18 protein-coding genes are annotated in these 23,673 nt (G+C 67.6%); 14 read left to right on the top strand and 4 right to left on the bottom strand.

Annotated features, from left to right (window positions below; translation table 11 throughout):
• From DL899_RS03100 to DL899_RS03085, 4 genes are read left to right on the top strand one after another with little or no spacing between them, the layout of a single operon-like run.
• A complete protein-coding gene (locus DL899_RS03100) occupies positions 1-1,008 on the top strand; it encodes an AAA family ATPase (protein WP_111732309.1) in 1,008 nt (335 codons plus the stop codon).
• Positions 1,005-1,901: a DUF58 domain-containing protein gene (locus tag DL899_RS03095; RefSeq protein WP_111732308.1), complete on the top strand. Its 897-nt coding sequence runs from the start codon at positions 1,005-1,007 to the stop codon at positions 1,899-1,901. Before DL899_RS03100 ends, DL899_RS03095 begins: the two co-directional genes overlap by 4 nt.
• A complete protein-coding gene (locus DL899_RS03090) occupies positions 1,898-4,648 on the top strand; it encodes a DUF4159 domain-containing protein (protein WP_111732306.1) in 2,751 nt (916 codons plus the stop codon). The genes DL899_RS03095 and DL899_RS03090 overlap by 4 nt, the downstream gene beginning before the upstream one ends.
• Positions 4,645-6,696 (top strand): hypothetical protein, encoded by a 2,052-nt coding sequence (locus tag DL899_RS03085; protein WP_111732304.1) that lies wholly within the window; start codon positions 4,645-4,647, stop codon positions 6,694-6,696. Before DL899_RS03090 ends, DL899_RS03085 begins: the two co-directional genes overlap by 4 nt.
• Positions 6,697-6,704: 8 nt before the next feature.
• Here DL899_RS03085 and DL899_RS03080 read toward each other — a convergent pair whose 3' ends face one another.
• On the bottom strand, positions 6,705-7,064 hold the full coding sequence (locus DL899_RS03080; protein ID WP_111732302.1) for a hypothetical protein: 360 nt from the start codon (positions 7,062-7,064) through the stop codon (positions 6,705-6,707).
• 137 nt (positions 7,065-7,201) lie between these two features.
• Here DL899_RS03080 and DL899_RS03075 point away from each other — a divergent pair, with 137 nt between their 5' ends.
• The 5 genes from DL899_RS03075 (at position 7,202) to DL899_RS03055 (ending at position 12,601) form a co-directional block, all read left to right on the top strand.
• Positions 7,202-8,641, top strand: a complete 1,440-nt coding sequence (locus tag DL899_RS03075; RefSeq protein WP_111732300.1) for an FAD-linked oxidase C-terminal domain-containing protein — start codon at positions 7,202-7,204, stop codon at positions 8,639-8,641.
• Positions 8,642-8,673: 32 nt separating this feature from the next.
• Positions 8,674-9,822, top strand: a complete 1,149-nt coding sequence (gene glcE / locus DL899_RS03070) for a glycolate oxidase subunit GlcE (protein WP_111732298.1) — start codon at positions 8,674-8,676, stop codon at positions 9,820-9,822.
• Complete coding sequence (glcF, locus tag DL899_RS03065) at positions 9,819-11,138, top strand: glycolate oxidase subunit GlcF (RefSeq protein WP_111732296.1); 1,320 nt, start codon at positions 9,819-9,821, stop codon at positions 11,136-11,138. The genes glcE and glcF overlap by 4 nt, the downstream gene beginning before the upstream one ends.
• A 51-nt stretch (positions 11,139-11,189) precedes the next feature.
• Positions 11,190-11,993 (top strand): trypsin-like serine peptidase, encoded by an 804-nt coding sequence (locus tag DL899_RS03060; protein WP_111732294.1) that lies wholly within the window; start codon positions 11,190-11,192, stop codon positions 11,991-11,993.
• Positions 11,994-12,121: 128 nt separating this feature from the next.
• Complete coding sequence (locus DL899_RS03055) at positions 12,122-12,601, top strand: Hsp20 family protein (RefSeq protein WP_111732293.1); 480 nt, start codon at positions 12,122-12,124, stop codon at positions 12,599-12,601.
• Positions 12,602-12,725: 124 nt separating this feature from the next.
• Here the strand turns inward: DL899_RS03055 and DL899_RS03050 are convergent, their stop codons facing one another.
• Both DL899_RS03050 and DL899_RS03045 read right to left on the bottom strand, forming a co-directional pair.
• Positions 12,726-14,204, bottom strand: a complete 1,479-nt coding sequence (locus DL899_RS03050) for an NAD-dependent succinate-semialdehyde dehydrogenase (RefSeq protein ID WP_111732292.1) — start codon at positions 14,202-14,204, stop codon at positions 12,726-12,728.
• Positions 14,205-14,285: 81 nt separating this feature from the next.
• Positions 14,286-14,774, bottom strand: coding sequence for a peroxiredoxin (locus DL899_RS03045; RefSeq protein ID WP_111732291.1), 489 nt, complete (start codon positions 14,772-14,774; stop codon positions 14,286-14,288).
• 95 nt (positions 14,775-14,869) lie between these two features.
• Between DL899_RS03045 and DL899_RS03040 the strand changes: the two genes are divergently transcribed.
• Together DL899_RS03040 and rsmD are read left to right on the top strand one after the other, a co-directional pair.
• Positions 14,870-16,081, top strand: a complete 1,212-nt coding sequence (locus tag DL899_RS03040; protein WP_111732290.1) for an NAD(P)/FAD-dependent oxidoreductase — start codon at positions 14,870-14,872, stop codon at positions 16,079-16,081.
• Positions 16,078-16,629 (top strand): 16S rRNA (guanine(966)-N(2))-methyltransferase RsmD, encoded by a 552-nt coding sequence (gene rsmD, locus DL899_RS03035; RefSeq protein WP_111732289.1) that lies wholly within the window; start codon positions 16,078-16,080, stop codon positions 16,627-16,629. The genes DL899_RS03040 and rsmD overlap by 4 nt, the downstream gene beginning before the upstream one ends.
• 91 nt (positions 16,630-16,720) lie before the next feature.
• On the opposite strand, the gene DL899_RS03030 is transcribed toward rsmD, so the two are convergent.
• Positions 16,721-17,935 carry an FAD-dependent monooxygenase gene (locus DL899_RS03030; protein ID WP_111732288.1) on the bottom strand — a complete coding sequence of 405 codons (1,215 nt, stop codon included), beginning with the start codon at positions 17,933-17,935 and terminating at the stop codon, positions 16,721-16,723.
• A 100-nt stretch (positions 17,936-18,035) separates the two neighbouring features.
• Here DL899_RS03030 and DL899_RS03025 point away from each other — a divergent pair, with 100 nt between their 5' ends.
• The 3 genes from DL899_RS03025 to DL899_RS03015 all read left to right on the top strand — a co-directional run bounded on the left by DL899_RS03025 (position 18,036) and on the right by DL899_RS03015 (position 23,636).
• Complete coding sequence (locus DL899_RS03025) at positions 18,036-19,364, top strand: amidase (protein WP_111732287.1); 1,329 nt, start codon at positions 18,036-18,038, stop codon at positions 19,362-19,364.
• A 146-nt stretch (positions 19,365-19,510) separates the two neighbouring features.
• Positions 19,511-20,689, top strand: a complete 1,179-nt coding sequence (locus tag DL899_RS03020; RefSeq protein ID WP_111732286.1) for an aminotransferase class I/II-fold pyridoxal phosphate-dependent enzyme — start codon at positions 19,511-19,513, stop codon at positions 20,687-20,689.
• Between the two features lie 19 nt (positions 20,690-20,708).
• Positions 20,709-23,636, top strand: coding sequence for a DNA translocase FtsK (locus DL899_RS03015; RefSeq protein WP_111732285.1), 2,928 nt, complete (start codon positions 20,709-20,711; stop codon positions 23,634-23,636).
• The last annotated feature ends 37 nt before the right edge of the window (positions 23,637-23,673 follow it).

The raw sequence follows: 23,673 nt of genomic DNA, 5'->3' as shown, positions 1-23,673 counted from the left end.
ATGTCCGATACGGACGAACTGCTGCAAGAGATCGACGCGCTGGAGCAAAAGCTTGCCGCCGCGCGCGCTTCGATCACCCGTCGCTTCATCGGGCAGGAGCAGGTCGTCGACCTTGCGCTGACCGCGCTGCTGTGCGGCGGGCACGGGCTGTTGATCGGGCTGCCGGGGCTGGGCAAGACCCGGCTGGTCGAAACCCTGTCGACGGTAATGGGGCTGAACGGCCAGCGCATCCAGTTCACACCCGACCTGATGCCGGCCGACATCCTTGGGTCCGAGGTGCTGGAAACCGGCGCCGATGGCAGCAGGGGTTTCAAGTTCATTCCCGGCCCGATTTTCTGCCAGTTGCTGATGGCGGACGAGATCAACCGCGCTAGCCCGCGCACCCAGTCGGCGCTGCTGCAGGCGATGCAGGAACGCCAGGTCACCGTCGCCGGGCAGGACCGGCCGCTGGCGCCGCCCTTTCACGTTCTGGCGACCCAGAACCCGATCGAGCAGGAAGGCACCTACCCCCTGCCCGAGGCACAGCTTGACCGCTTCCTGGTTCGCATCGACGTGGACTATCCCGATCGCGACACCGAACGCGCGATCCTGCTGGCCACCACCGGCGCCGAAGAGGACACCGCGCACCAGGTCTTTACCGCCGAAGAACTGCTGGCGGCGCAGGCGCTGCTGCGGCGGATGCCGGTGGGCGAAAGCGTAATGGAGATGATCCTCGACCTGGTGCGCGCTTTCCGCCCCAAAGAGCCGGCCGCCACAGCGGCGGTGCGCGAGGCGGTGTCCTGGGGCCCGGGGCCCCGTGCGGCGCAGGCGCTGATGCTGACGGTGCGCGCGCGCGCCCTTTTGGGCGGGCGGCTGGCCCCCGACGCCGATGACGTCGCGGCGATGGCGCGCCCGGTGCTGAGCCACCGCATGGCGCTGAACTTTGCCGCGCGCGCCAGCGGCGAAAGCCTTGAGCGGCTGATCGCCGACACCACCGCACAGGTCACGCGGGCCGAGGCGGCGGCGTGAACCACGCCGCCCCCCTTAGCGCCTCGTTGCGATCCCGGGCCGAGGCCGAGGCCGCCCGCCTGCCGGCGCTGCTGGCCCGGGCGGAACACCTTGCCGGGACCGTCCTGCTGGGCGAACACGGCCGGCGGCGCGCTGGGATGGGCGACGATTTCTGGCAATACCGCCCGGTTCAGGCCGGGGACGAACGCCGCCATATCGACTGGCGCCGCTCTGCCCGATCCGACAGCCAGTTCGTGCGCCAGCGCGAATGGCAGATCGCGCAAAGCGTGGCGATCTGGGTCGACAACTCTGCCGCCATGCGGTTTGCGTCCGACAAAGCCCTGCCGCCAAAGGCCGACCGCGCCCGCCTGCTGGCGCTGGCGGTGGCGATCCTGCTCAACCGCGCGGGCGAACGGGTCGGCCTTGCCGGCACCGATCTGCCGCCCCGTCGCGGCAACGCCCAGATGATGCGGCTGGCAGAGGCGCTGACCCATGACAGCGACATCGATTTCGGGCACCCGCAAAGCACCGGCATTGCCGCCCATGGCCGGGCACTGTTCGTTTCGGATTTCTTGGGCGACATCGACGCCGTGCGCACAGCGCTGACCGCCGCCGCAGATCGCGGTGTGCAGGGCATCCTGTTGCAGGTGCTCGACCCGGCGGAAGAGGCGTTTCCCTATCGCGGGCGGACCATATTCGAAAGCATGGGCGGCACGCTGCGCCATGAGACGCTGAAGGCGTCGGAACTGCGCGACCGCTATCAGGCGCGGCTGGCGGCGCGAAAGGCCGAACTGCGCACGCTTTGCACCGGCACCGGCTGGCAATACGGGCTGCATCATACCTCTGACAGCGCGCAATCGGCGCTGTTGTGGCTCTACCGTGCGTTCGAGGCCGGAACCGGGGGCGCGCGATGACCCTCGGCGCCATCGGCTTTACCGCGCCCTGGCTGCTGCTGGCGCTGGCGGCGCTGCCGGTGCTGTGGCTGCTGCTGCGCGCGGTGCCGCCGGCGCCGGTGCGGCGGCGGTTCCCCGGCGTGGCGCTACTGCTGGGGCTGAGGGACGACGATTCGGTCACCGACCGCACGCCCTGGTGGCTGCTTCTGATGCGGATGCTGGCGGTGGCGGCGCTGATCGTCGGGCTGGCCGGGCCGGTGCTGAAACCCCAGCAGGATGAGGCGGCTGCCAGCGGGCCGATGCTGATCGTGCTGGACGGGTCATGGGCCTCGGCCCGCGACTGGCCGACACGGCAGGCACTGATCGAAACGCTGCTGGACGATGCCGCACGCGCGGCGCGGCCTGTGGCGCTGATGCGCCTGACCGATCCCGAACCGCCGGTTTTTCGCGCCGCCGATGCCTGGCGCGGGCTGCTGTCGGGTGCGGCCCCCCTGCCGTGGGAGCCCGCGCCCGACGCGATGGTCCGGGCCGCTGACATGCTAGGCGAGGGCACGTTCGAAACCCGCTGGCTGTCGGACGGGCTAAACCGCGAAGGGCGCGAGACGCTGCTGACGGCACTCAGGGCGCGCGGACCGGTCACCGTGCATGAAAGCCCCGCACCCATCCTTGGCCTGCGGCCCGCGCGCATCAATGACGGCGCGGTCGAGGTGACCGCGCTGCGCGCCCGCCCCGGCACGGAACGTGAAATCACCGTCGAGGCGCATGGCCGAGACCCGTCGGGCACGCCGCGTGTGCTGGCAACCCTGCCGCTGACCTTTGCGCAGGATGAAACCGAGGCACAGGGCGCGCTGTCGCTGCCCGCCGAGCTGCGCGCGCGCCTGTCGCGCCTTGAGATCGCCGGCCAGCACCACGCCGGCGCGGTAAGCCTGACCGACGACAGCCTGCGCCGGCGCGAGGTAGCGCTGATCGCCGGGCGCGAGGACCGCGAAGGGCTCGAACTGCTGTCGCAACTGCATTACCTCGAACGCGCGTTGGAACCGACAGCCGACCTGCTGGACGCGGCGCTGACCGACATCCTGCCAGCCAACCCCGACGTGATCGTGCTGGCCGACGTGGCAACGCTGTCGGGGGCCGAACAGGCCGGTCTGCTGGAATGGGCCGAGGCCGGCGGCCTGCTGGTACGCTTTGCCGGGCCGCGGCTGGCGGCAAGCGATGTGTCGCGCAGCGAAGAGGCGCCGTTGATGCCGGTGCGCCTGCGCGCGGGCGGCCGCAGCGTCGGCGGCACGATGAGCTGGGGCGAGCCCAAATCGCTGGCGCCCTTCCCCGAGCAAAGCCCGTTCTTCGGCCTCGATATCCCCGGCGATGTCACGGTCTCGGCCCAGGTCATGGCCCAGCCCGACCCGACGCTGGCCGACCGGGTCATCGCCCAGCTTTCCGACGGCACGCCGCTGGTGACGCGCAAGCGCATCGGCACCGGGCAGGTCGTGCTGTTCCATGTCACCGCCAATGCCGAATGGTCCACCCTGCCGCTGTCGGGCCTCTTCGTGCAGATGCTTGAACGGCTTGCCGTCTCTTCGACGGTGGCACTGCCCGACCTGGCGCAGGTCGAGGGCACCACCTGGCAGCCGGTGCAGGTGCTGGACGCGTCGGGCGACCAGGCCGATGCCGGCACCCTGCCCGGTGTTGATGGCGCGGCGCTGGTTACGGGGCCGGTCGGGCCAGGCTTGCGGCCAGGGCTGTACGAGGGTCCGGACAGGCGGCTGGCGCTGAACGTGATGACCCCCGGCAAGGTGCTGGCGCCGGTCGCGTGGCCCGCTAGCATGACAGTGACCGGGCTGGAAAAACCTGCGCAGACGCCGCTGGGCGGGTGGCTGCTGGCGGCGGCGCTGCTGCTTCTTTGCGCCGACATCGCCGCCACCCTGGCCCTGTCGGGGCGGCTGTGGCCGACGCGTGCGGCGGCACTGGTGCTGGCGGCGTTGCTGGCCCTGCCGCAGCCGGTCGATGCCCAGGAAATCGACAAGGCACTGGCCGCCGCGTCAGAGGTGACGCTGGCCCATGTGCTGACCGGCAACAGGCGCGTTGACGAAACCGCCCATGCCGGCCTGCGCGGGCTGGGCGATACGTTGCATTTCCGCACCTCGGTCGAACCGGCCGAACCCGCCGGCGTCGACCTGGAAACCGACGAGCTGTCGGTCTATCCCCTGCTCTACTGGCCGGTGACGCCGGAACAGCCAATCCCCTCGGCCGAGGCCTATGCAAGGCTTAACGCCTATCTGCGTACCGGCGGGCTGATCCTGTTCGACACCCGCGACGCCGACATCGCCGGGTTCGGCGCGGCCTCGCCCAACGGGCAAAAACTGCAGCGCCTGGCGCGCCCGCTCGACATTCCGCCGCTGGAACCGGTGCCGGCAGACCATGTTCTGACCCGCACCTTCTATCTGTTGCAGGACTTTCCCGGCCGTTATGCCGGCCGCCAGGTCTGGGTCGAGGCCGCGCCGCCGGATGCCGAACGGGTCGAAGGGATGCCGTTTCGCAACCTCAACGACAACGTCACCCCGGTGCTGATCGGCGGCAACGACTGGGCGACGGCCTGGGCGATCAACGAGGCCGGCAACCCGATCTACCCGGTGGGCCGCGGCTATGCCGGAGAACGCCAGCGCGAGATGGCCTATCGTTTTGGCGTCAACCTGGTGATGCATGTGCTGACCGGCAACTACAAATCCGACCAGGTGCACGTGCCGGCCCTGCTTGACAGGCTCGGCCAATGACCGGCGCGGTGGTATTCGACCCGCTGCTGCCCTGGTGGCTGATCGCGGTACTGGCCGGCATGGTGCTGGCAGGCGTTACGCTGGCGCTGTGGCGCGGGCTGTCGGGCTGGGCGCTGCGGGGGCTGGCATTGATGCTGGTGATCGCGGCGCTCTGCGGCCCGGTCTACCAGCGCGAGGAACGCGATCCGCTGTCCGACATCGTGCTGCTGGTCGAGGATGAAAGCGCCAGCCAGCAACTGGCCGAGCGCGCCGGCGCAACAAGAGAAGCCGCCGAAGCCCTGTCAAGGCGGCTGGAGGCGCGCGACAACACCGAGGTCCGCCGCATCGCCGTGCCCGACGGCGAAGACAACACCGGCACCCGCCTGATGTCGGCCCTGTCCGAGGCGCTGGCCCGCGAACCGTCGGGTCACATCGCCGGGGTGATCCTGCTGTCGGACGGGCGCGTTCACGACATCGACCGCGCGCCCGACATGCCCGCGCCGCTGCACCTGCTGCACACCGGCCAGCCCACCGACTGGGACCGCAAGCTGACCATCACCGGGGCGCCGGCATTCGGCATCCTGGGCGAAGAGATCGTCATGAAACTGCGCATCGACGATGACGGCGCCGCCCCCGGCGACGTGATCACCGTGCCGGTCGATGTCTCGGTCGATGGCGAAGAGCCGCAGCGCTTTCAGGTGCCGGTCGGGCGTGACATTGACCTGCCGCTCAAGCTGCCCCATGGCGGGCGCAACGTGTTGCAGTTCTCGACCCCGCCGGCCGAGGGCGAACTGACCGACCGCAACAACACCGCGCTGGTGCAGATCAACGGCGTGCGCGACCGGCTCAGCGTGCTGCTGGTTTCGGGCGAGCCCAACCCAGGCACGCGCACCTGGCGCAACCTGCTGAAATCCGATGCCTCGGTCGATCTGGTGCATTTCACCATTCTGCGCCCGCCCGAGAAACAGGACGGCGTGCCGGTGCAAGAACTGTCGCTGATCGCCTTTCCCACGCGAGAGCTGTTCCTGGAAAAGATCGACGATTTCGACCTGATCATCTTTGACCGCTACAAGCGGCGCGGCATCCTGCCGGCGATCTATCTCGACAATGTGCGCCAGTATGTCGAACAGGGCGGCGCGGTGCTGCTGGTGGCGGGGCCCGATTTCGCCGGCGCCGAAAGCATCTATCGCGGCCCGCTGGAGGCGGTCGTGCCGGCCCGGCCGACAGCGCGGGTGATCGAACGCCGTTTTCGCCCCGAGGTCACGGACCTGGGTGCCCGCCACCCGGTCACGGCCGGGCTGGACACACCGCAGGGTGGCACCGAATGGGGCCGCTGGATGCGCCAGATCGAACTGGCCGATGCCACCGGCGACGTGGTGATGACCGGCGCTGACGACAGCCCGCTGCTGGTGCTCGACCGGGTGGGCGAGGGGCGGATTGCGCTGCTGGCCTCGGATCACGCCTGGCTGTGGCATCGCGGGTTCGAGGGCGGCGGCCCGCAACTGGAACTGCTGCGCCGCCTTGCGCATTGGAGCATGCAGGAACCCGAGCTGGAGGAAGAGGCGCTGTGGGCCGAGGCCGCAGGCCAGCAGATGCGCATCATCCGCCGTTCGCTGACCGAAGGCGTTGGCCCGGTGACGGTTGAGACGCCATCCGGCGAGGTCTTTGAACTGGAACTGGACGAGGTGTCGCCGGGGCGTTTCGAGGCGCTTTTCGACGGCCCCGAGATCGGGCTTTACCGGCTGACGAACGACGACCAGAGCGCGGTGATCGGGCTGGGGCCCTCGGCCCCCGTCGAGTTCGAACAGACTATCGCCAGCGAAGGGCCGCTGGCTGGGACAATCGCGGCCACGGGCGGCGGCGCGATGGCGCTGGCCGACGGGCTGCCCCGCATCCGCGAGGTCCGTTCGGGCCGACCGGCGGCCGGGCGCGGCTGGATCGGGATCACCCCGCGCGGCGCGTATGAAACGCGCGGCGTCATGCAGCTGCCGCTGTTGCCGGCATGGCTGACGCTGCTGCTGGCCTTGGCATTGATTTTGGGCGGCTGGCTGCGCGAAGGGCGGCGGTAAGGGGCGGCTCAGCGCTTCAGTTCGACCCGCACCAGCGCATCCGACCAGCCATCGCGCGAACAGCGGGTACGGATCATGACCTCATGCGTGCCGTCAGGGATGGCGACGCCGCTCAGCGAGCGGGTAAATGGCTGTTCGTCCACATGCGGGTGCATCAGTTCACGATACCCCAGCCGCTGACCCTGGGTGTCGAGCACTTCCCACCCGTCAGCGTAATGGTCCCAGCCGGTATCGGGGTGCAAAATCGTGACGCGAAAATTCCAAACCATGCCGGCCTTTTGCGTTTTAACGCGCACGACCTCGGGCGCGTCGGCAAGGGCGGGTATGGCAAGCAGGACGGTCAGGGCGGTAAGAAGAATCAGGTGCATGGCCGCACATTAGGGGCAAATCCCTGTTGCAGGGGGTCACGTCTGTGTGTGCATGCCTCGCAAACCTGTGGCACGATGTACCGGCTTGCTGAACATTGAGATTGGTTATATTAATTTACCAATTAAGGAACACGCACATGGACATGCCCGCACCCGACCCCGCCATCCTGTCGCGAAAGGCCGAACTGGTGGCGCGCCTCGACGCCGTGCTGCCAAGGGACGCGGTCATCACCGACCCTGCGGAAACCCGCGCCTATGAATGCGATGCGCTGACCGCCTACAGGTGCCCGCCAATGGCGGTGGTCCTGCCCACCACCACCGAAGAGGTTTCCGCCGCGCTGAAGGTCTGCCACGAGCTGGGCGTACCGGTGGTTCCGCGCGGGGCGGGCACCTCGCTTGCCGGGGGGGCGCTGCCCACCGCCGACAGCGTCATTCTGGGCGTTGCGCGGATGAACGCGGTGATTGAGGTGGACTATGACAACCGCTTTGTCCGGGTACAAACCGGGCGCACCAACCTGTCGGTGACCGGCGCGGTCGAAGAGGATGGCTTCTTTTACGCGCCGGACCCGTCCAGCCAGCTCGCCTGCGCCATCGCGGGCAATATCGCGATGAATTCCGGCGGCGCACACTGCCTGAAATACGGCGTCACCACCAACAACCTGATGGGCGTGCGCATGGTGCAGATGGATGGCACCGTGGTCGACCTGGGCGGCGCGCACCTGGATGCCGCGGGCTATGACCTGCTGGGGCTGATCTGCGGCTCCGAGGGGCAGTTGGGCGTCGTGACCGAGGCGACGTTGCGCATCCTGCACAAGCCCGAGGGCGCGCGCCCGGTGTTGATCGGGTTCGACAGCAGCGAGGTTGCCGGCGCGTGCGTCAGCGACATCATCCGCGCCGGTCTGCTGCCGGTGGCGATCGAATTCATGGACCGCCCCTGCATCCGCGCCACCGAGGATTTTTCCGGCGCCGGCTATCCCGATTGCGAGGCGCTGTTGATCGTCGAGGTCGAGGGTTCCGAGGCCGAAATCGACGAACAGCTTGAAACCATTTCCGAGATCGCCCGCCGCCACAACCCGGTGGAACTGCGCCAAAGCCGCTCGGACGAGGAAAGCGCGCGGATCTGGCTGGGGCGCAAATCGGCCTTTGGCGCGATGGGGCGCATCGCCGACTACATGTGCCTAGACGGCACCATCCCCGTCAGCCGCCTGCCCGAGGTGCTGCGCCGCATCGGCGAGATGTCCCGCGAATACGGGCTGGAGGTCGCAAATGTCTTTCACGCCGGCGACGGCAACATGCACCCGCTGATCCTGTATGACGCCAACGCCCCCGGCGAGCTGGAGAAATGCGAGGCGCTGGGTGCCGAGATCCTCAAGCTGTGTGTCGAGGTCGGCGGTTGCCTGACCGGCGAACACGGTGTCGGCATCGAAAAGCGCGATTTGATGGGGTACCAGTACGCCCCTCCCGACCTGGCGGCACAGATGGCGGTCAAGGATGTCTTTGACCCCAAGTGGCTGCTCAACCCGGCCAAGGTGTTCCCGCTGGCCACGGCCCAGGCACACCGCACCGCCGCCGAATAGGGGCGCAGGCCCGCCGGAATCATCGAGAAAGGATGAACGTGCTCATACCCGAAACCGAGGCCGAACTGGCCGGGATCGTGAAAGAGGCGCGCGCGCCGCTTGGCATCCGGGGCGGAGGCACGCGCCCGCTGGGCCGGCCCGTCGATGGCCAGGAGCTCAGCGTCAGTGGGCTGCGCGGTGTCGAACTCTATGAGCCCGGCGCGCTGACACTCGTGGTGCGTGCGGGCACTCCACTGGCCGAGGTCGAGACCACTCTGGCGACCGAGGGCCAGAGGCTGGCGTTTGAACCGATGGATCATCGCGGCCTGCTTGGCACCACCGGCACACCCACCATCGGCGGGGTGATCGCCGCCAATGTCTCTGGTCCCAGGCGCATCCAGGTGGGCGCGGCGCGCGACTTCCTGCTGGGCGTGCGCCTGGTCGACGGGCAAGGCGAGGTGATCCGCAATGGCGGGCGGGTGATGAAGAACGTCACCGGCTATGACCTGGTCAAGCTGATGGCGGGCAGTTGCGGCACGCTGGGGGTGCTGACGGAACTGGCGCTGAAGGTGCTGCCGACCAGCCGGGCCTCTGTCACGCTGCACTGCACGGGGCTGGATGACAAGCAGGCGGTCGCCGCGCTGTGCCGGGCGCTGGGTTCGCCCTTCGAGGTTAGCGGCGCGGCCCATCTGCAACGCGGCCCGGATGGCGACGCGGTGACGATGATCCGGCTGGAAGGAACCGAAGCCTCCCTCGCCTACCGCACCGGCGAGTTGCGCAAGCTGCTGGCGCCCCATGGCGATTTCACGGTCGAGACCGATCCCGAACGCACCGCCGCCGACTGGCAGCGTATCCGCGATGTCGCGCCCTTTCACGACCGGGCGGGCGATGTCTGGCGGCTGTCGCTCAAGCCCACCGACGCGCCCGGCATCGTCGCCGGGATCGAGGGCGCCGAGGCGGTCTATGACTGGGGCGGGGGCCTTGTCTGGCTGCTGGTGCCCAAGGGCACGCCGGGCGGCAATATCTGGCAGGCGGTGGCCAGGGCCGGTGGACATGCAACACTGATCCGTGGCGACAGGTCTGGCGGCGCGTTTCAGCCGCTCGCCCCCGCCGTGGCGGCGCTGCAAGATGGGTTGAAGCAACGTTTTGACCCGCGCGGCATCCTCAACCCCGGGCTGATGGACCAGGGGGCGGCGGCATGAGGACCGAGTTCACCGAGGAACAGCTGCGCGACCCGGCGCTGGCGCGCTCGAACGAGATATTGCGCGCCTGCGTGCATTGCGGTTTCTGCACCGCCACCTGCCCTACCTACCAGGTTCTGGGCGACGAATTGGACAGCCCGCGCGGGCGCATCTACCTGATCAAGGAGATGCTGGAAACGGGCCGCGACCCAGACCCCAAAACCGTCAAGCACATCGACCGCTGCCTGAGCTGCCTTGCCTGCATGACCACCTGCCCCTCGGGCGTGCATTACATGCACCTCGTGGACCATGCGCGCGAATATATCGAGGCCCGCTATCGCCGCCCGCTGTTCGAACGGATGCTGCGCTGGACGCTGGCGCGCATCCTGCCCTATCCGACCCGCTTTCGCCTGGCCCTGCTGGGGGCCAAGGCCGCCCGGCCCCTTGCCTTTCTGATGCCCGACGCGCGGCTGAAGGCGATGCTGGAAATGGCGCCCAGACACATCCCGCCGGTCAGCCGCAATGACGACCCGCAAAGCTTTGCCCCCAGGGGCGAACGCCGGATGCGGGTGGTGCTGATGACAGGCTGCGCGCAGCGTGCGCTCAACACCGATATCAACGACGCCACCATCCGCCTGCTGACCCGGCTGGGCTGCGAGGTGGTGGTGGCGCAGGGCGCGGGCTGTTGCGGGGCGCTGACCCATCACATGGGGCGCACCGACGAAAGCCATGCCAGCGCCGCGAAAAACATCCGCGCCTGGAGCGCCGAGATCGCCGGCGACGGGCTGGACGCGATCGTGATCAACACCTCCGGCTGCGGCACTACGGTCAAGGATTACGGCCACATGTTCCAGGGCGACCCGCTGGCTGAAGAGGCCGCGCAGGTGGCCGCGCGGGCGATGGACATCACCGAGGTGCTGATGCAGCTCGACCTGCCCGAGGGCACGGCCAAGGGGCTGCGCGTCGGCTATCACGCCGCCTGTTCGCTGCAACACGGGCAAAAGATCACCGCGGCGCCCAAGACCCTGCTCAAACGCGCCGGGTTCGAGGTGGTCGAACCCGCCGACAGCCATCTTTGCTGCGGCTCGGCGGGCACCTACAACCTGATGCAGCCGGAAATCTCGAAGCATCTGAAAGAGCGCAAGGTGCGCACGCTGGAGGCGCGCGAACCCGACGTGATCGCCGCCGGCAATATCGGCTGCATGATGCAGATCGGATCGGGCACGCAGGTGCCGGTGGTGCACACGGTCGAACTGCTGGACTGGGCCACGGGCGGGCCGGTGCCGCCCGCGTTGCAGGGCGCTGACAGCCGGATACCGGACCTGCGAACGCCCTAATTTGGCCCCGAAACCCTGCTACCCGGACCGCAAGTCAGGAATGGAGCAGACATGTTCAAGGTCATCACGGCGGCAATCGGGATAGTGTTGCTCGCAAGCGCGGCGCAGGCCGACAGTGCGCTGAAGCGTCTTGATACCGGCGACGAGGGCCGCGGCTACGAGGCCGTTGGCCGGCTGGATATCGGCGGGCGCGGATTTTGCACCGGCACGCTGATCGCCCCCGACCGGGTTCTGACCGCCGCGCATTGCCTTTATGACCGCAGCACCGGCCAGCGCATCGACCCGGCCGAGATCGAGTTCCTGGCCGGCTGGCGCAATGGCCGCGCCTCGGCCCAGCGCCGCATCCGCCGCGCGGTGGCGCATCCCGACTATGTTTTTCAGGCCGCCGTCAGCGCCGATCGCGTGCGCAACGATGTCGCCCTGCTCGAACTTTTCCACCCGATCCGCAACACTCGCGTCACCCCGCTGGCCACCGACGACCGCCCCCGCAAGGGGCAGGAAATCGGCGTCGTCTCCTACGGTCGGGACCGCGCCGAGGCCCCCGCCCTGCAAGAGGTCTGCAACGTCATGGCCCGCCAGCAGGGCGTTCTGGTGATGTCCTGCGATGTCGACTACGGCTCGTCCGGCGCGCCGGTGCTTAGCTTTGCCTCCGGACAGGTGCGGGTCGTCTCGGTGGTCTCGGCGATGGCCGAGGTCGAAGGACGCAAGGTGTCGCTGGGCACCCAGTTGCAACAGCCGCTGCAGGTGCTGACCAGGGCACTGGCCGACGGGCAGGGTTATTTCCAGCCTCCCGCCCCCAGCATGGCCATAGCCGGCGAACGGCGCGACACCGGGGCCAAGTTCGCCCGCCCCTGAAGGGCTTGAATACGCCCGTCACCACCACCAGATTTGTTTGATCCGGCGCCGCGTTGCGGGCCGGAATTCCACGCCCGTCCCGCCGGGAGGGCGCTTACATGATGGTATCGCTCAAAGGAGGATAAGCCATGCGAAACTTTGACCTTGCACCGCTGTACCGTGCAACCGTCGGCTTTGACCAGCTTGCCGACATGATGGACAGGGTACTGTCCGCTGACGTGAACCAGTCCACATATCCGCCCTACAACATCGAAAAGACCGATGACGATTCCTATCGCATCTCGGTGGCCGTCGCCGGTTTTTCGGCCGATGAGCTGTCAGTAGAGGTCAGGGATGGCGCGCTGGTCGTCTCGGCCCGCAAGGCCGAAAGCGACGAGAACCGCACTTTCCTGCATCGCGGGATTGCAACACGCGCCTTTGAACGCAAGTTCCAGCTGGCCGATCACGTCAAGGTGACAGACGCGAGCCATGCCGACGGCATGCTGCATATCGATCTGACCCGAGAGGTGCCTGAGGCACTGAAACCCCGCCGGATCGAGATCGCCCGCAGTGACACGGTGGATGGCAGCATCGAAACGGATGTGGTTGACGCCAAACCCGTGAACTGACAACCGGTCTGCCGCGCCCCGGCCCCGGGGGGCGGGCGCATGACCAGCGTCAGGCATGCCGCCCTCCCGCCAGTCATTTCCCCCCCGGCCGGCATCCCGGCCGGGGGGGGTCGTTTTTCTGCCCTCAGACCGAGGTGCAGATGTATTTCATCTCCAGGAACTCGTCGATGCCGTGATGGCTGCCCTCGCGGCCGAGGCCGGATTGCTTTACGCCGCCGAACGGCGCCACCTCGGTCGAGATGATGCCGGTGTTCACGCCCACGATCCCGTATTCCAGCGCCTCTGCCACCTTGGTCACGCGCGACAGGTCGCGGGCGTAAAAATAGCTGGCCAGGCCAAAGATGGTATCGTTGGCCATGGCGATCACATCGTCCACATCCTCGAACTTGAACAGCGGCGCCAGCGGGCCAAAGGTTTCGTCCGTGGCAACCTGCATCTCCTGCGTGACGCCGGTGATGATGGTGGGGGGCAGGAAATAACCCTGCCCCTGCACCGGATCGCCACCGCCCATCATCACCTGTGCGCCCTTAGCCTTGGCGTCGGCCACATGTTCCTGCACCTTGGTGATGGCGTCGCCGTTGATCAGCGGCCCCAGGTCGGTGCCGGGCTCCAGCCCGTCGCCCATCTTCAGCTTTTCGACCGCCGCCTTCAGCTTTTCGGCAAAGACGTCATAGACCCCGGCCTGCACATAGATGCGGTTGGCGCAGACACAGGTCTGGCCGTTGTTGCGGAACTTGCACATGATCGCGCCCTCGACGGCGGCATCCAGATCCGCGTCGTCAAAGACGATGAAGGGCGCGTTACCGCCCAGCTCCATCGAACACTTCATCACCTGGTCGGCGGCCTGCCGCAGCAGGATGCGCCCGACCTCGGTCGAGCCGGTAAAGGTCAGCTTGCGCACGGCGGGGTTTTCGCAGAATTCCTTGCCGATTTCGCTGGAACGCGACGAGGTGACGATGCTGAACACCCCCTTCGGAATGCCCGCACGTTCCGCCAGAACGCCCAGAACCGTGGCCGACAGCGGCGTTTCTGCAGCGGGACGCCCGACAAAGGCACAGCCCGCTGCCAGCGCCGGCCCGGCCTTGCGGGTGATCATCGCGTTGGGAAAGTTCCAAGGCGTGATCGAGGCGGCCACCCCGATCGGCTGCTTGATCACGGTGATGCGCTTGTCGCGCTGGTGGCCGGGAATGGTTTCGCCATAGATGCGCTTGGCCTCTTCGGCAAAGAATTCAACGAAGGATGCGCCATAGGCGATCTCGCCCTTCGCCTCGGCCAGCGGCTTGCCCTGCTCGGCGGTCAGGATGGTGGCCAGGTCGTCCTGGTTTTCCATCATCAGGTCAAACCAGCGGCGCAGAACCTGGGCGCGTTCCTTGCCGGTCCACTGCGCCCATTCCTTTTGCGCCGCTTCGGCGGCAGCTATCGCGTCGGTCACCTGCGCACGGCTGAGATCGGCGACATTCGCGATCACGTCACCGCGCGCAGGGTTGGACACCGCAAAGGTGCCGCCATCGCCCTCGACCCATTTCCCCCCGGCATAGGCGCGTTCAGCCAGCAGGCTGGGGTCTTTCAAAAGCGATTTCAGATTGGTGGCTGTGTCAGGCATGTTCAGTCCTCCCGGCAATGAATTGACGACAGGAAAAACACCTGCCCGGCGGAAAGTCCAGATGTCCCGCCCGGCCGCCGCCTACATCGCCGCCAGCAGTGCCTCGCCCGCCGAAACCTCGCAGGTGCCGGGGCTTTCCTCGACATGCATCAGCTTGACCACCCCGTCGTCAACCAGCATCGCATAGCGTTTCGAGCGGTCGATCAGCCCGGCGGGCGGGGCTGAAAAATCCATCCCCAGCGCCTTGGTAAAGGCCGCCTCGGGATCGCCCAGCATGGTGATGCCGGCCTCGGTGGCGCCGGTCGCCTCGCCCCAGCTTTTCATCACGAAGGGGTCGTTGACGCTGACGCAGATGACCTCGTCCACGCCTTTTTGCGCGAACTGGTCCTTGGTGCGCACGAAACTGGGCACATGCGCCGAATGGCAGGTCGGCGTGAATGCGCCCGGCACCGCAAAGATCACCACCTTGCGGCCTTTGGTGCGCTCGCTCAGCGTCACCGCCTCGGGGCCATCGGTCCCCATCTGGGCCAGCGTTGCCTCGGGCAGCCTGTCACCTGTTGATATCGTCATCTCTCGCCTCCATCATTCGATTGCGTTTCGCCACATGCAGGATATAGGCTCTGCGCGGCGGCTCACCATGCCACTTCAGCGCGCGGAGGGAAAGAATGGCCAGCATTGTCGTGATCGGGGCCGGTCAGGCTGGCTCGTCGCTGGTGGCGCGGCTGCGCGCAAAGGGGTTCGATGGTGCCATAACCCTGATCGGGAAAGAGCCGGTTCCCCCCTATCAGCGCCCGCCCCTGTCCAAGAAATACCTGCTGGGCGAGATGGATCTCGAACGCCTCTACCTGCGCCCCGAAAGCTTCTACTCCGAAAACGCGATAGATCTGCGCCTGAGCGAAACCGCCATTTCCATCGACCGCGCCGGCAAGGTGGTGGTCGCCGACGGAAAAACCATTCCTTATGACCAGCTGGCGCTGACCACCGGGGCAGTGCCCCGCCGCCTGCCCAGCAACATCGGCGGCGATCTGCAAGGTGTCTACGTCGTCCGCAACCTCCAGGACGTCGACACCATGGCGCCCGGGTTCCGCGAGGGCGCGCATGTGCTCATCGTCGGCGGCGGCTATATCGGGCTCGAGGCGGCGGCGGTGGCGGCGTCGCGCGGTCTGAAGGTTACTCTGATCGAGGCGGCAGAGCGCATCCTGCAGCGGGTCGCCGCCAGGGAAACATCCGACTATTTCCGCGCCCTGCACACCGCCCACGACGTCGACATCCGCGAGGGCACCGGGCTGGAAACCCTGACCGGCGACACACGCGTCACCGGTGCACGCCTGTCGGACGGCACCGAACTGGCGGTGGATTTCGTCATCGCCGGGATCGGCATTGCCCCCGCGACCGCCCTGGCAGAGGCGGCGGGCCTGACCATCGCCAACGGCATCGCGGTCGATGAATTCGGCCGCACCTCCGACCCGGCGATCTGGGCGGCGGGGGATTGCGCCTCGTTCCCGCATGACGGCGGGCGGCTGCGGCTGGAAAGCGTGCCAAACGCCATCGACATGGCGGAATGCGTGGCCGACAACATCATAGGCGCTGAAAAACGCTATGTTCCCCAGCCATGGTTCTGGTCGGACCAGTACGACGTCAAGCTGCAGATCGCCGGGCTCAACACCGGCTATACCCGCGTCATTACCCGCCCGGGCGATGGCGAGGGCAGCACCTCGTTCTGGTACTATGCCGGCGACCGTCTGCTTGCCGTCGACGCCATGAACGACGCCCGCGCCTACATGGTTGGCAAACGGCTGATCGACGCCGGTAAATCGCCCTCGGCAAAGGCCGTGGCCGACCCCGCCACCGATCTCAAGGCGCTCTTGCGGTCGTGAGGATCGTCGGTGGCGCGTTTCGCGGTCGGCGCCTGGCAAGCCTCGGCAAGGGGGATCAGCGCGCACATCTGCGCCCCACCGCCGACCGCGTGCGCGAAAGCCTGTTCAACATCCTGTCCGGTCATGGCGTTATCGCGGACGCGCACGTCCTGGACCTTTTCGCCGGCACCGGCGCGCTGGGGCTCGAGGCGCTGTCGCGCGGGGCCGCGCAGGCGACATTCGTTGAAAACGGCCGCACCGCACTGCGGCTGCTGCGCGAAAACATCGGCCTTTGCAACGCCGATGACCAGTCCCGCATCCTGCCACGCGACGCCCGCCGCCCCGGCCCGGCGCCCGCGCCCTGCTCTCTGGTCTTTCTCGACCCGCCCTATGGCAAGGGGCTGGGCGAGGCCGCGCTCACTGCTGCCATCGCCGGCGGCTGGCTCGACAAGGACGCGCTCATCGTATGGGAGGAAGGCGCGGCAGTCGCCCCGCCGCCGGGGCTGACCCAAGTCGACGAACGCCGCTACGGCGACACCACGATCCGGCTCTACCGTTTCACACCCTGAGCCCCGCGCCTGCCTTCTTCTGTTGGAAAAATATCCCGGGGGAGGCGCGCGCATCGCGCGCGACGGGGGCAGCGCCCCACGCTCCCCGACCTCAGCCGCGCATCAGCTCGGGCAGCTCGCCTGTCAGGCCCGCCGCCTCGCGGATCAGGCCGCGGCGCAGGCCGGGCAGCGCGTTCACCGCCCCCAGCCCCAGATCACGCCCCAACCGCAGCAGCGGGTTATCGTTGGAAAACAGGCGATTGGTGACATCCGTCATCATCGCCAGCGTGGCGGTGTCGAACCGCCGCCAGCGCTGATAGCGTTCCAGCACGTCGGGGGCGGTGAAATCTTCACCCCGCCGCGCGGCCTGGGTCACCACCTCGGCCAGCGCGCCGACATCGCGCAGCCCGGCATTCAGCCCCTGCCCGGCGATGGGGTGCATCCCGTGCGCCGCATCCCCCACCAGCACCAGCCGGTCAGCGACGAATCGATTGGCGACGCTCAGCCCCAGCGGATAGCTGAACCGCTTGCCGCGCAGGCTGATCTCGCCCAGGAAATCACCGAAACGCGGGCGCAGCACCGACATGAACTCATCGTCGTCAAGTGCGGCGAACCCGGCCGCGGTGGCGTCACTTTCGCTCCAGACGATGGAGCTCATGTTGCCGGGCAGAGGCAAAATGGCCAGCGGCCCCGGCGGCATGAAGAACTGGTGCGCCACGCCACCATGCGGGCGTTCGTGCTGGACCGAGGCCACCAGCGCCGTCTGCCCATAGCCCCAGCCGGTGCGGGCAATCCCCGCCCGACCTGCCGTAGCCGACGCGCGCCCGTCGCAGCCGACGATCATCCGCCCCGTCAGGTCCCGCCCCGAGGCAAGACGCAAACGCATGCCTGACTGCGTGACCTCCTGGCTTTCGACGGTGCCGGTGACACGGGTGATGCCCGGCTCGTCCTTCATCGCGTCCAGCAGGGCGCGGCGCAGGAACCGGTCCTCGACCATGTGGCCCATCGGGCCTTCCTCAATCTCACCGTGATCGAACTGCACGAAAAAGGGTGCCGGCCCCTCGCCCGCGCGCCCGTCGGACACCTTGATCTGCAGAATCGGCTGTGCCTTTTCCTCGACCCGCTCCCACACCCCGATGGCACGCAAGAGCCGTACTGACGCCAGCGCCAGCGAATAGGCGCGCCCGTCGAAATCTGCGGCTCGGCGCGCCTTTTCGGGCAGCGCGTCGATCACGGTCACGCCAAGCCCCTGCCGCGCCAGCGCCAATGCCAGCGCCGGGCCGTTCAGCCCGCCACCCACGATCAGGATATCACGCATCTCGTTCATGCCCCCAATATGGCCACGGGGCCGGGATTGTCCATGCGCCATTGTCCATCGCACGGGGGGCGGCTAGGCTTTTGCCGAGGCACGAAACGGGGGACGGATCATGCAGGATTGGATATGGATGACGGCGGCCGATCTGGGCCGGGGCATCGCGCGGGGCGAAATCGGCCCCGTAGCGCTGTGCGAGACATATCTAGGCGCGATCCAGGCTCATCCCGACCGCGAACGCATCTATTCCGCCGTCACCGCCGACCGCGCGCTGGCAGAGGCCCGCGGCGCCGAACAGCGCGCCGCCGCCGGGATGCGTCGCGGCCCGCTCGACGGGGTGCCGGTCAGCTGGAAAGACCTTTTCGACAGCACCGGCACGCCCACCGAGGCGGGCTCGAAACTGCTGGCCGGGCGGGTGCCCGACCACGATGCAAGGGTGCTGGAAACCGCCACGCGCGCCGGGCTTGTCTGCCTTGGCAAGACACATATGAGCGAGCTGGCCTTTTCGGGGCTGGGCCTGAACCCGATGGCTGCGACACCGCCCAACCGCCACGGGGCCGGGCTGGCACCGGGCGGGTCGTCATCTGGCGCGGCGGTCAGCGTGGCACTTGGCCTTGCCGCTTGCGGCATCGGCAGCGACACTGGCGGGTCGGTGCGCGTCCCCTCTGCCTGGAACGATCTTGTCGGCCTCAAGACAACCGCCGGGCGGCTGCCGCTCGACGGGGTAGTGCCGCTGTGCGAACGCTTCGACACCGTCGGCCCGCTGGCACGGTCGGTCGAGGATTGCGCCCTGGTGCTGGCCGCGCTTGAGGGCGGGCGCGTGGCCGACCTGGGCGGCGCGACGCCAAAGGGGCTGCGCCTTGCCGCGTTGCAGACGGTGGTGTTCGACGACATCCGCGAAACCCCGGAAAAAGCGTGGAACGAATCCGTTGCGCGATTGCGTGACGCCGGGGCCGAGGTGGTCGAGATGGACGCGCCAGAGGTGGCCGAGGCATTGCCCCTGTCGGGCAATTTGTTCACTGCCGAGGCCTATGGCATCTGGGCCGAGACGATCGAGGCCGCGCCGGACAAGATGTTCGCCCCGATCCTGGAACGTTTCCGCGGCGGGCGCGACGTGACGGCGGCCAGTTATGTCGCCGCCTGGCGGCGGCTGGAGGTTTTGCGACAGGCTTGGCACGCGCGCGCCACCGGTTTCGACGCTGTGCTGATGCCCTCCGCGCCCAACCTGCCGCCCGATTGCGCCCGCCTGCTGAATGACGGCGACTATTACGTCACCGAGAACCTGCTGACCCTGCGCAACACCCGCGTCGCCAACCTGATGGGCCTGCCGGCGATCACCCTGCCCACGGGCACCCCGTCCTGCGGGCTGATGCTGTGCGGGCGCCCCAATGACGAAGAGGCGCTGCTGCGGGTCGCCTCTGCGGCGGAAATGGCCCTGCGATAGCGCCTGCGGCGCCCGTCGGCGGACGCTCTGCCAAAATGCCACAACTGCTTGCAAGCGCACTGGAATTACTGGACCTGTCAGCGCCGTTTCTATAGGCTTTGGCGCAAACGGGGCGATAACGATCCCGGCATTCGAGGCAGGACATAATGTTTCCCGAGCGGTTTTCGAACCTACCGGAATATGCGTTTCCGCGTTTGCGGGCGCTGCTCGACGGTCATCCGCCGGGCGGTGACGTGCTGCATATGTCGATTGGCGAGCCCCGGCACCCGTTTCCGCCCTGGGTCACCGACATCATCACCGAACACGCAGACGAATTCGGCCGCTACCCCATCAACGAGGGCACGCCGGGCCTGCGGCGGGCAATCTGCGACTGGGTGGCGCGGCGCTATGGCGTGACGCTTGACCCCGAAGCCCAGGTCATGGCGCTCAACGGCACGCGCGAGGGGCTTTACAACGCGATGATGGCGCTCTGCCCCGAATCCAAGGGCGGCAAGTGGCCGATGGTGCTGATCCCCAACCCGTTCTACCAGGTTTACATGGTCGGCGCGCTCAGCGTCGGGGCCGAGCCGCTGTTCGTGCCCGCCACGCGCGGCACCGGGTTTCTGCCCGATTTCAGCGCGCTTTCGGCCCAGACCCTGAACCAGGTGACGGTGGCGTGGATGTGTTCGCCCTCGAACCCGCAGGGGGCGGTGGCCACGCGTGAGGACTGGCAGCACCTGATCGGGCTGGCCGAGCTTTATGATTTCAAGGTCTTCGCCGACGAATGCTATTCCGAGATCTACCGCGACACGCCGCCCACCGGCGCGCTGGAAGTGGCCCGCGAGATGGGCGCCGACCCCGAACGCGTGGTGATCTTTCACAGCCTTTCCAAGCGATCGAACCTGCCGGGGTTGCGGTCGGGCTTTGTTGCGGGCGGGCCGGAATCGATTCGCCGGATGAAGCAGTTGCGCGCCTATGCCGGCAGCCCGCTGCCGATGCCGCTGCAACACGCCGCCGAACGGATCTGGGACGACGAGGCGCATGTCACCGAAAACCGCCGCCTTTATCGCGAGAAATACGCGCTGGCCGACGATATCCTGGGCGATGTTCCGGGGTATGAGCCGACCGAGGCGGGCTTTTTCCTGTGGCTGCCGGTCGAGGATAGTGAGGCGGCGGCGCTGAAACTGTGGCAAGAGACTGGTATCCGGGTTTTGCCCGGCGCTTATCTGGGCCGCGAGGTGGACGGGAAAAACCCCGGCAATGGTTATATCCGGGTCGCGCTTGTCGCCCCGAGTGACGAGATGAAGCAGGGGCTTGGCCGCCTGCGCAACTGTCTTTACGAATGAACGAGGACGAGGAACACGCATGGCATACCAGACACGCGGGCGCGAACCGCTGCTAGACAGCTCGATGGCAGAGGCGATCGAAAAGCGCGGCAAGGAACTTGCCGGGTTGGTGTTGTTGGCGGTTGCCGCAGTCATGGCGGCGGCCATCCTGTCCTATCACCCCGACGATCCCAGCTGGATGTCGGCCACCGATGCGCCGATCCACAACTGGGCCGGGCATATCGGCGCCTCGGCGGCGGCGACCATCTTCATGATCCTGGGCTGGGGCGGACTGGCCCTGCCGGCGCTGGTCGGCGCCTGGGGGCTGCGGCTGGTACTGCATCAGGGCGAAGGGCGCGCCATCGGGCGGCTGGTCTTTGCACCGATCTGGCCGGCGCTCCTGTCGCTGTATGCCGCCACGCTGACCCCCGGCGCGGAATGGAGCGCGGCGCACAGTTTTGGCCTGGGCGGACTTTTCGGCGACACGGTGCTGGCGACGCTGCTGAACCTGCTGCCGTTCGACCCCGAATTCGGGCTCAAACTGCTGGCGATGACGCTGGCGCTGGTGGCGGCCGGTTTCGGCCTGTTCGTGCTGGGCTGTTCGCGGGCCGAGATCAGGGCGCTGGCACGGTTCCTGCTGATCGGCGTGGTCATGACCTATGCCGGGCTGCGCGCCGCGCTTGCACATGGCGCATCGGGCACGCTGCGCACCTCGCAGGGGTTGTCGTCGGCGCTGGGCGAACGGATACGCGACAGGGCCGAACGCAGGGCGGAAACTCGGGCCGAACGCAAGGCCCGCGACCGGGCCGAACCCGCGCTGGTGCGGGACAACAAGTCGCGCGTCGCCCGCGCCGAACCGGCATTGTCAGCAGCCCCCGTGGCAGTCGCGGCACCGGTCGAACAGGCACAACCCGCCCCCCAAAGGGCCGAACGTCAGGGCGGCCTGCTGGCGCGCATGCCCGGTCTGATGCGCCGGCCCGAACCCGCGCCGGAGCCCGAACTGGTCGACCGGACCTATCCCGGCGATGCGCCCGACGCCCCCGCGCCCGAACGCATCAGCGCAAAAATTGCCGAGGCGGTCCGCACCCGCCGTACAGCCCCCGACGTCGAGCCCGAACCGCCCGCAGACAAGCCGCTGACCCGCGGCCGCGGCCGCGGACCCGATCCGCTGGTGCTGAAGGACACGCGCACAACGGTGTTGCCGCCCGAACCGCCGCTTACGGCGACCGCGGCTGCAGCGCTCGACATTCCGCCGGCCCCGGCCGACGAGGCTGTCGTAGAGGACATCGAAATCCCCTTCGATCAGGCGCCCGATACGGCGGCACCGGCCCCGATACGCCCGCCTGTGGCCACCGCCCGCAAGGTGGTGCAGCACCCGCCGCGCCGCGCCGTGCAGCCATCGGAACGGGCACAGGCCGAGGCGCAGCCGGCGCTGCAGTTCGACGAAAAACCGCGTTTCGACTTCGAGCTGCCCGCGCTCAGCCTGCTGCGCAGCCCCGACACGGTCGAGCGGCACCACCTCAGCGACGACGCGCTGGAGGAAAACGCCCGCATGCTGGAAAACGTGCTGGACGATTACGGTGTGAAGGGCGAGATTGTTTCGGTCCGCCCCGGCCCGGTGGTGACGATGTACGAACTGGAACCCGCCCCGGGGCTGAAGGCCAGCCGCGTCATCGGCCTGGCCGACGATATCGCGCGGTCGATGAGCGCCCTTTCAGCGCGGGTTTCGACGGTACCGGGCCGCAGCGTTATCGGCATCGAGCTGCCCAACGACAACCGCGAGATGGTGGTGCTGCGCGAATTGCTGGCCACCCGCGATTTCGGCGACAGCAACATGCGCCTGCCGCTGGCGCTGGGCAAGGATATCGGCGGCGATCCGGTGATTTCGAGCCTCTCCAAAATGCCCCACCTGCTGATCGCCGGGACCACCGGTTCGGGCAAGTCGGTGGCGATCAACACCATGATCCTCAGCCTGATCTACAAGCTGACCCCGGACGAATGCCGGCTGATCATGATCGACCCCAAAATGCTGGAACTGTCGGTCTATGACGGCATTCCGCACCTGCTCAGCCCGGTGGTGACCGACCCGAAAAAGGCGGTCGTCGCGCTGAAATGGGTCGTGGCCGAGATGGAAGAGCGCTATCGCAAGATGTCCAAGATGGGCGTGCGCAACATCGACGGCTACAATGGCCGGGTCGAGGACGCCTTGTCGCGCGGCGAGATGTTCAGCCGCACGGTGCAGACCGGCTTTGCCGACGAAACCGGCGAACCCGTCTTCGAGACCGAGGAATTCGCCCCCGAAAAGATGCCCTATATCGTCGTCATCGTCGACGAGATGGCCGACCTGATGATGGTCGCCGGCAAAGAGATCGAGGCCTGCATCCAGCGCCTGGCCCAGATGGCCCGCGCCAGCGGCATCCACCTGATCATGGCGACGCAGCGGCCCTCGGTCGATGTCATCACCGGCACGATCAAGGCCAACTTCCCCACCCGGATCTCGTTCCAGGTGACGTCCAAGATCGACAGCCGTACCATCCTGGGCGAGATGGGTGCCGAACAGCTGCTGGGTATGGGCGACATGCTGTACATGGCGGGCGGCGGCCGGATCATTCGCTGTCACGCGCCGTTCGTGTCGGATGAAGAGGTCGAAGAAGTCGTCAACCATCTCAAGGCCTATGGCCCGCCCGACTATGTCGGCGGCGTGCAGGACGGCCCCGACGACGACAAGGCCGGCGACATCGACGCCGTGCTGGGGCTGGGTGGCAACACCGATGGCGAAGACGCGCTTTATGACCAGGCGGTGCAGATCGTGATTGCCGACCGGAAATGTTCGACATCCTATATCCAGCGCAAGCTGGCGATCGGCTATAACAAGGCCGCGCGGCTGGTCGAACAGATGGAAGACCAGGGCATCGTCAGTTCGGCCAACCATGTCGGCAAGCGCGAAATCCTCGTGCCCGAACAATAGGGTGGCGCGTTCCTGCGCGCCGCCACACATTTGCGCG

Origin of the sequence: Roseovarius amoyensis (assembly GCF_003260265.1) — a bacterium.
Taxonomy (GTDB): domain Bacteria; phylum Pseudomonadota; class Alphaproteobacteria; order Rhodobacterales; family Rhodobacteraceae; genus Roseovarius; species Roseovarius amoyensis.
Note: the sequence above shows the minus strand (reverse complement) of the source record. Positions and strands in the feature narration are given on the sequence as shown.

What these genes read in the sequence shown, in the direction of transcription:
- DL899_RS03040 (WP_111732290.1), top strand. Translation starts at nt 14,870, where the DNA reads ATGGCCAGCATTGTCGTGATCGGGGCCGGTCAGGCTGGCTCGTCGCTG.
- DL899_RS03015 (WP_111732285.1), top strand. Translation starts at nt 20,709, where the DNA reads ATGGCATACCAGACACGCGGGCGCGAACCGCTGCTAGACAGCTCGATG.
- DL899_RS03045 (WP_111732291.1), bottom strand. Translation starts at nt 14,774, where the DNA reads ATGACGATATCAACAGGTGACAGGCTGCCCGAGGCAACGCTGGCCCAG.
- DL899_RS03075 (WP_111732300.1), top strand. Translation starts at nt 7,202, where the DNA reads ATGGACATGCCCGCACCCGACCCCGCCATCCTGTCGCGAAAGGCCGAA.
- DL899_RS03030 (WP_111732288.1), bottom strand. Translation starts at nt 17,935, where the DNA reads ATGAACGAGATGCGTGATATCCTGATCGTGGGTGGCGGGCTGAACGGC.
- DL899_RS03055 (WP_111732293.1), top strand. Translation starts at nt 12,122, where the DNA reads ATGCGAAACTTTGACCTTGCACCGCTGTACCGTGCAACCGTCGGCTTT.
- DL899_RS03020 (WP_111732286.1), top strand. Translation starts at nt 19,511, where the DNA reads ATGTTTCCCGAGCGGTTTTCGAACCTACCGGAATATGCGTTTCCGCGT.
- DL899_RS03025 (WP_111732287.1), top strand. Translation starts at nt 18,036, where the DNA reads ATGCAGGATTGGATATGGATGACGGCGGCCGATCTGGGCCGGGGCATC.
- glcE (WP_111732298.1), top strand. Translation starts at nt 8,674, where the DNA reads ATGAACGTGCTCATACCCGAAACCGAGGCCGAACTGGCCGGGATCGTG.
- DL899_RS03090 (WP_111732306.1), top strand. Translation starts at nt 1,898, where the DNA reads ATGACCCTCGGCGCCATCGGCTTTACCGCGCCCTGGCTGCTGCTGGCG.
- DL899_RS03080 (WP_111732302.1), bottom strand. Translation starts at nt 7,064, where the DNA reads ATGCACCTGATTCTTCTTACCGCCCTGACCGTCCTGCTTGCCATACCC.
- DL899_RS03060 (WP_111732294.1), top strand. Translation starts at nt 11,190, where the DNA reads ATGTTCAAGGTCATCACGGCGGCAATCGGGATAGTGTTGCTCGCAAGC.
- glcF (WP_111732296.1), top strand. Translation starts at nt 9,819, where the DNA reads ATGAGGACCGAGTTCACCGAGGAACAGCTGCGCGACCCGGCGCTGGCG.
- DL899_RS03100 (WP_111732309.1), top strand. Translation starts at nt 1, where the DNA reads ATGTCCGATACGGACGAACTGCTGCAAGAGATCGACGCGCTGGAGCAA.
- DL899_RS03085 (WP_111732304.1), top strand. Translation starts at nt 4,645, where the DNA reads ATGACCGGCGCGGTGGTATTCGACCCGCTGCTGCCCTGGTGGCTGATC.
- DL899_RS03050 (WP_111732292.1), bottom strand. Translation starts at nt 14,204, where the DNA reads ATGCCTGACACAGCCACCAATCTGAAATCGCTTTTGAAAGACCCCAGC.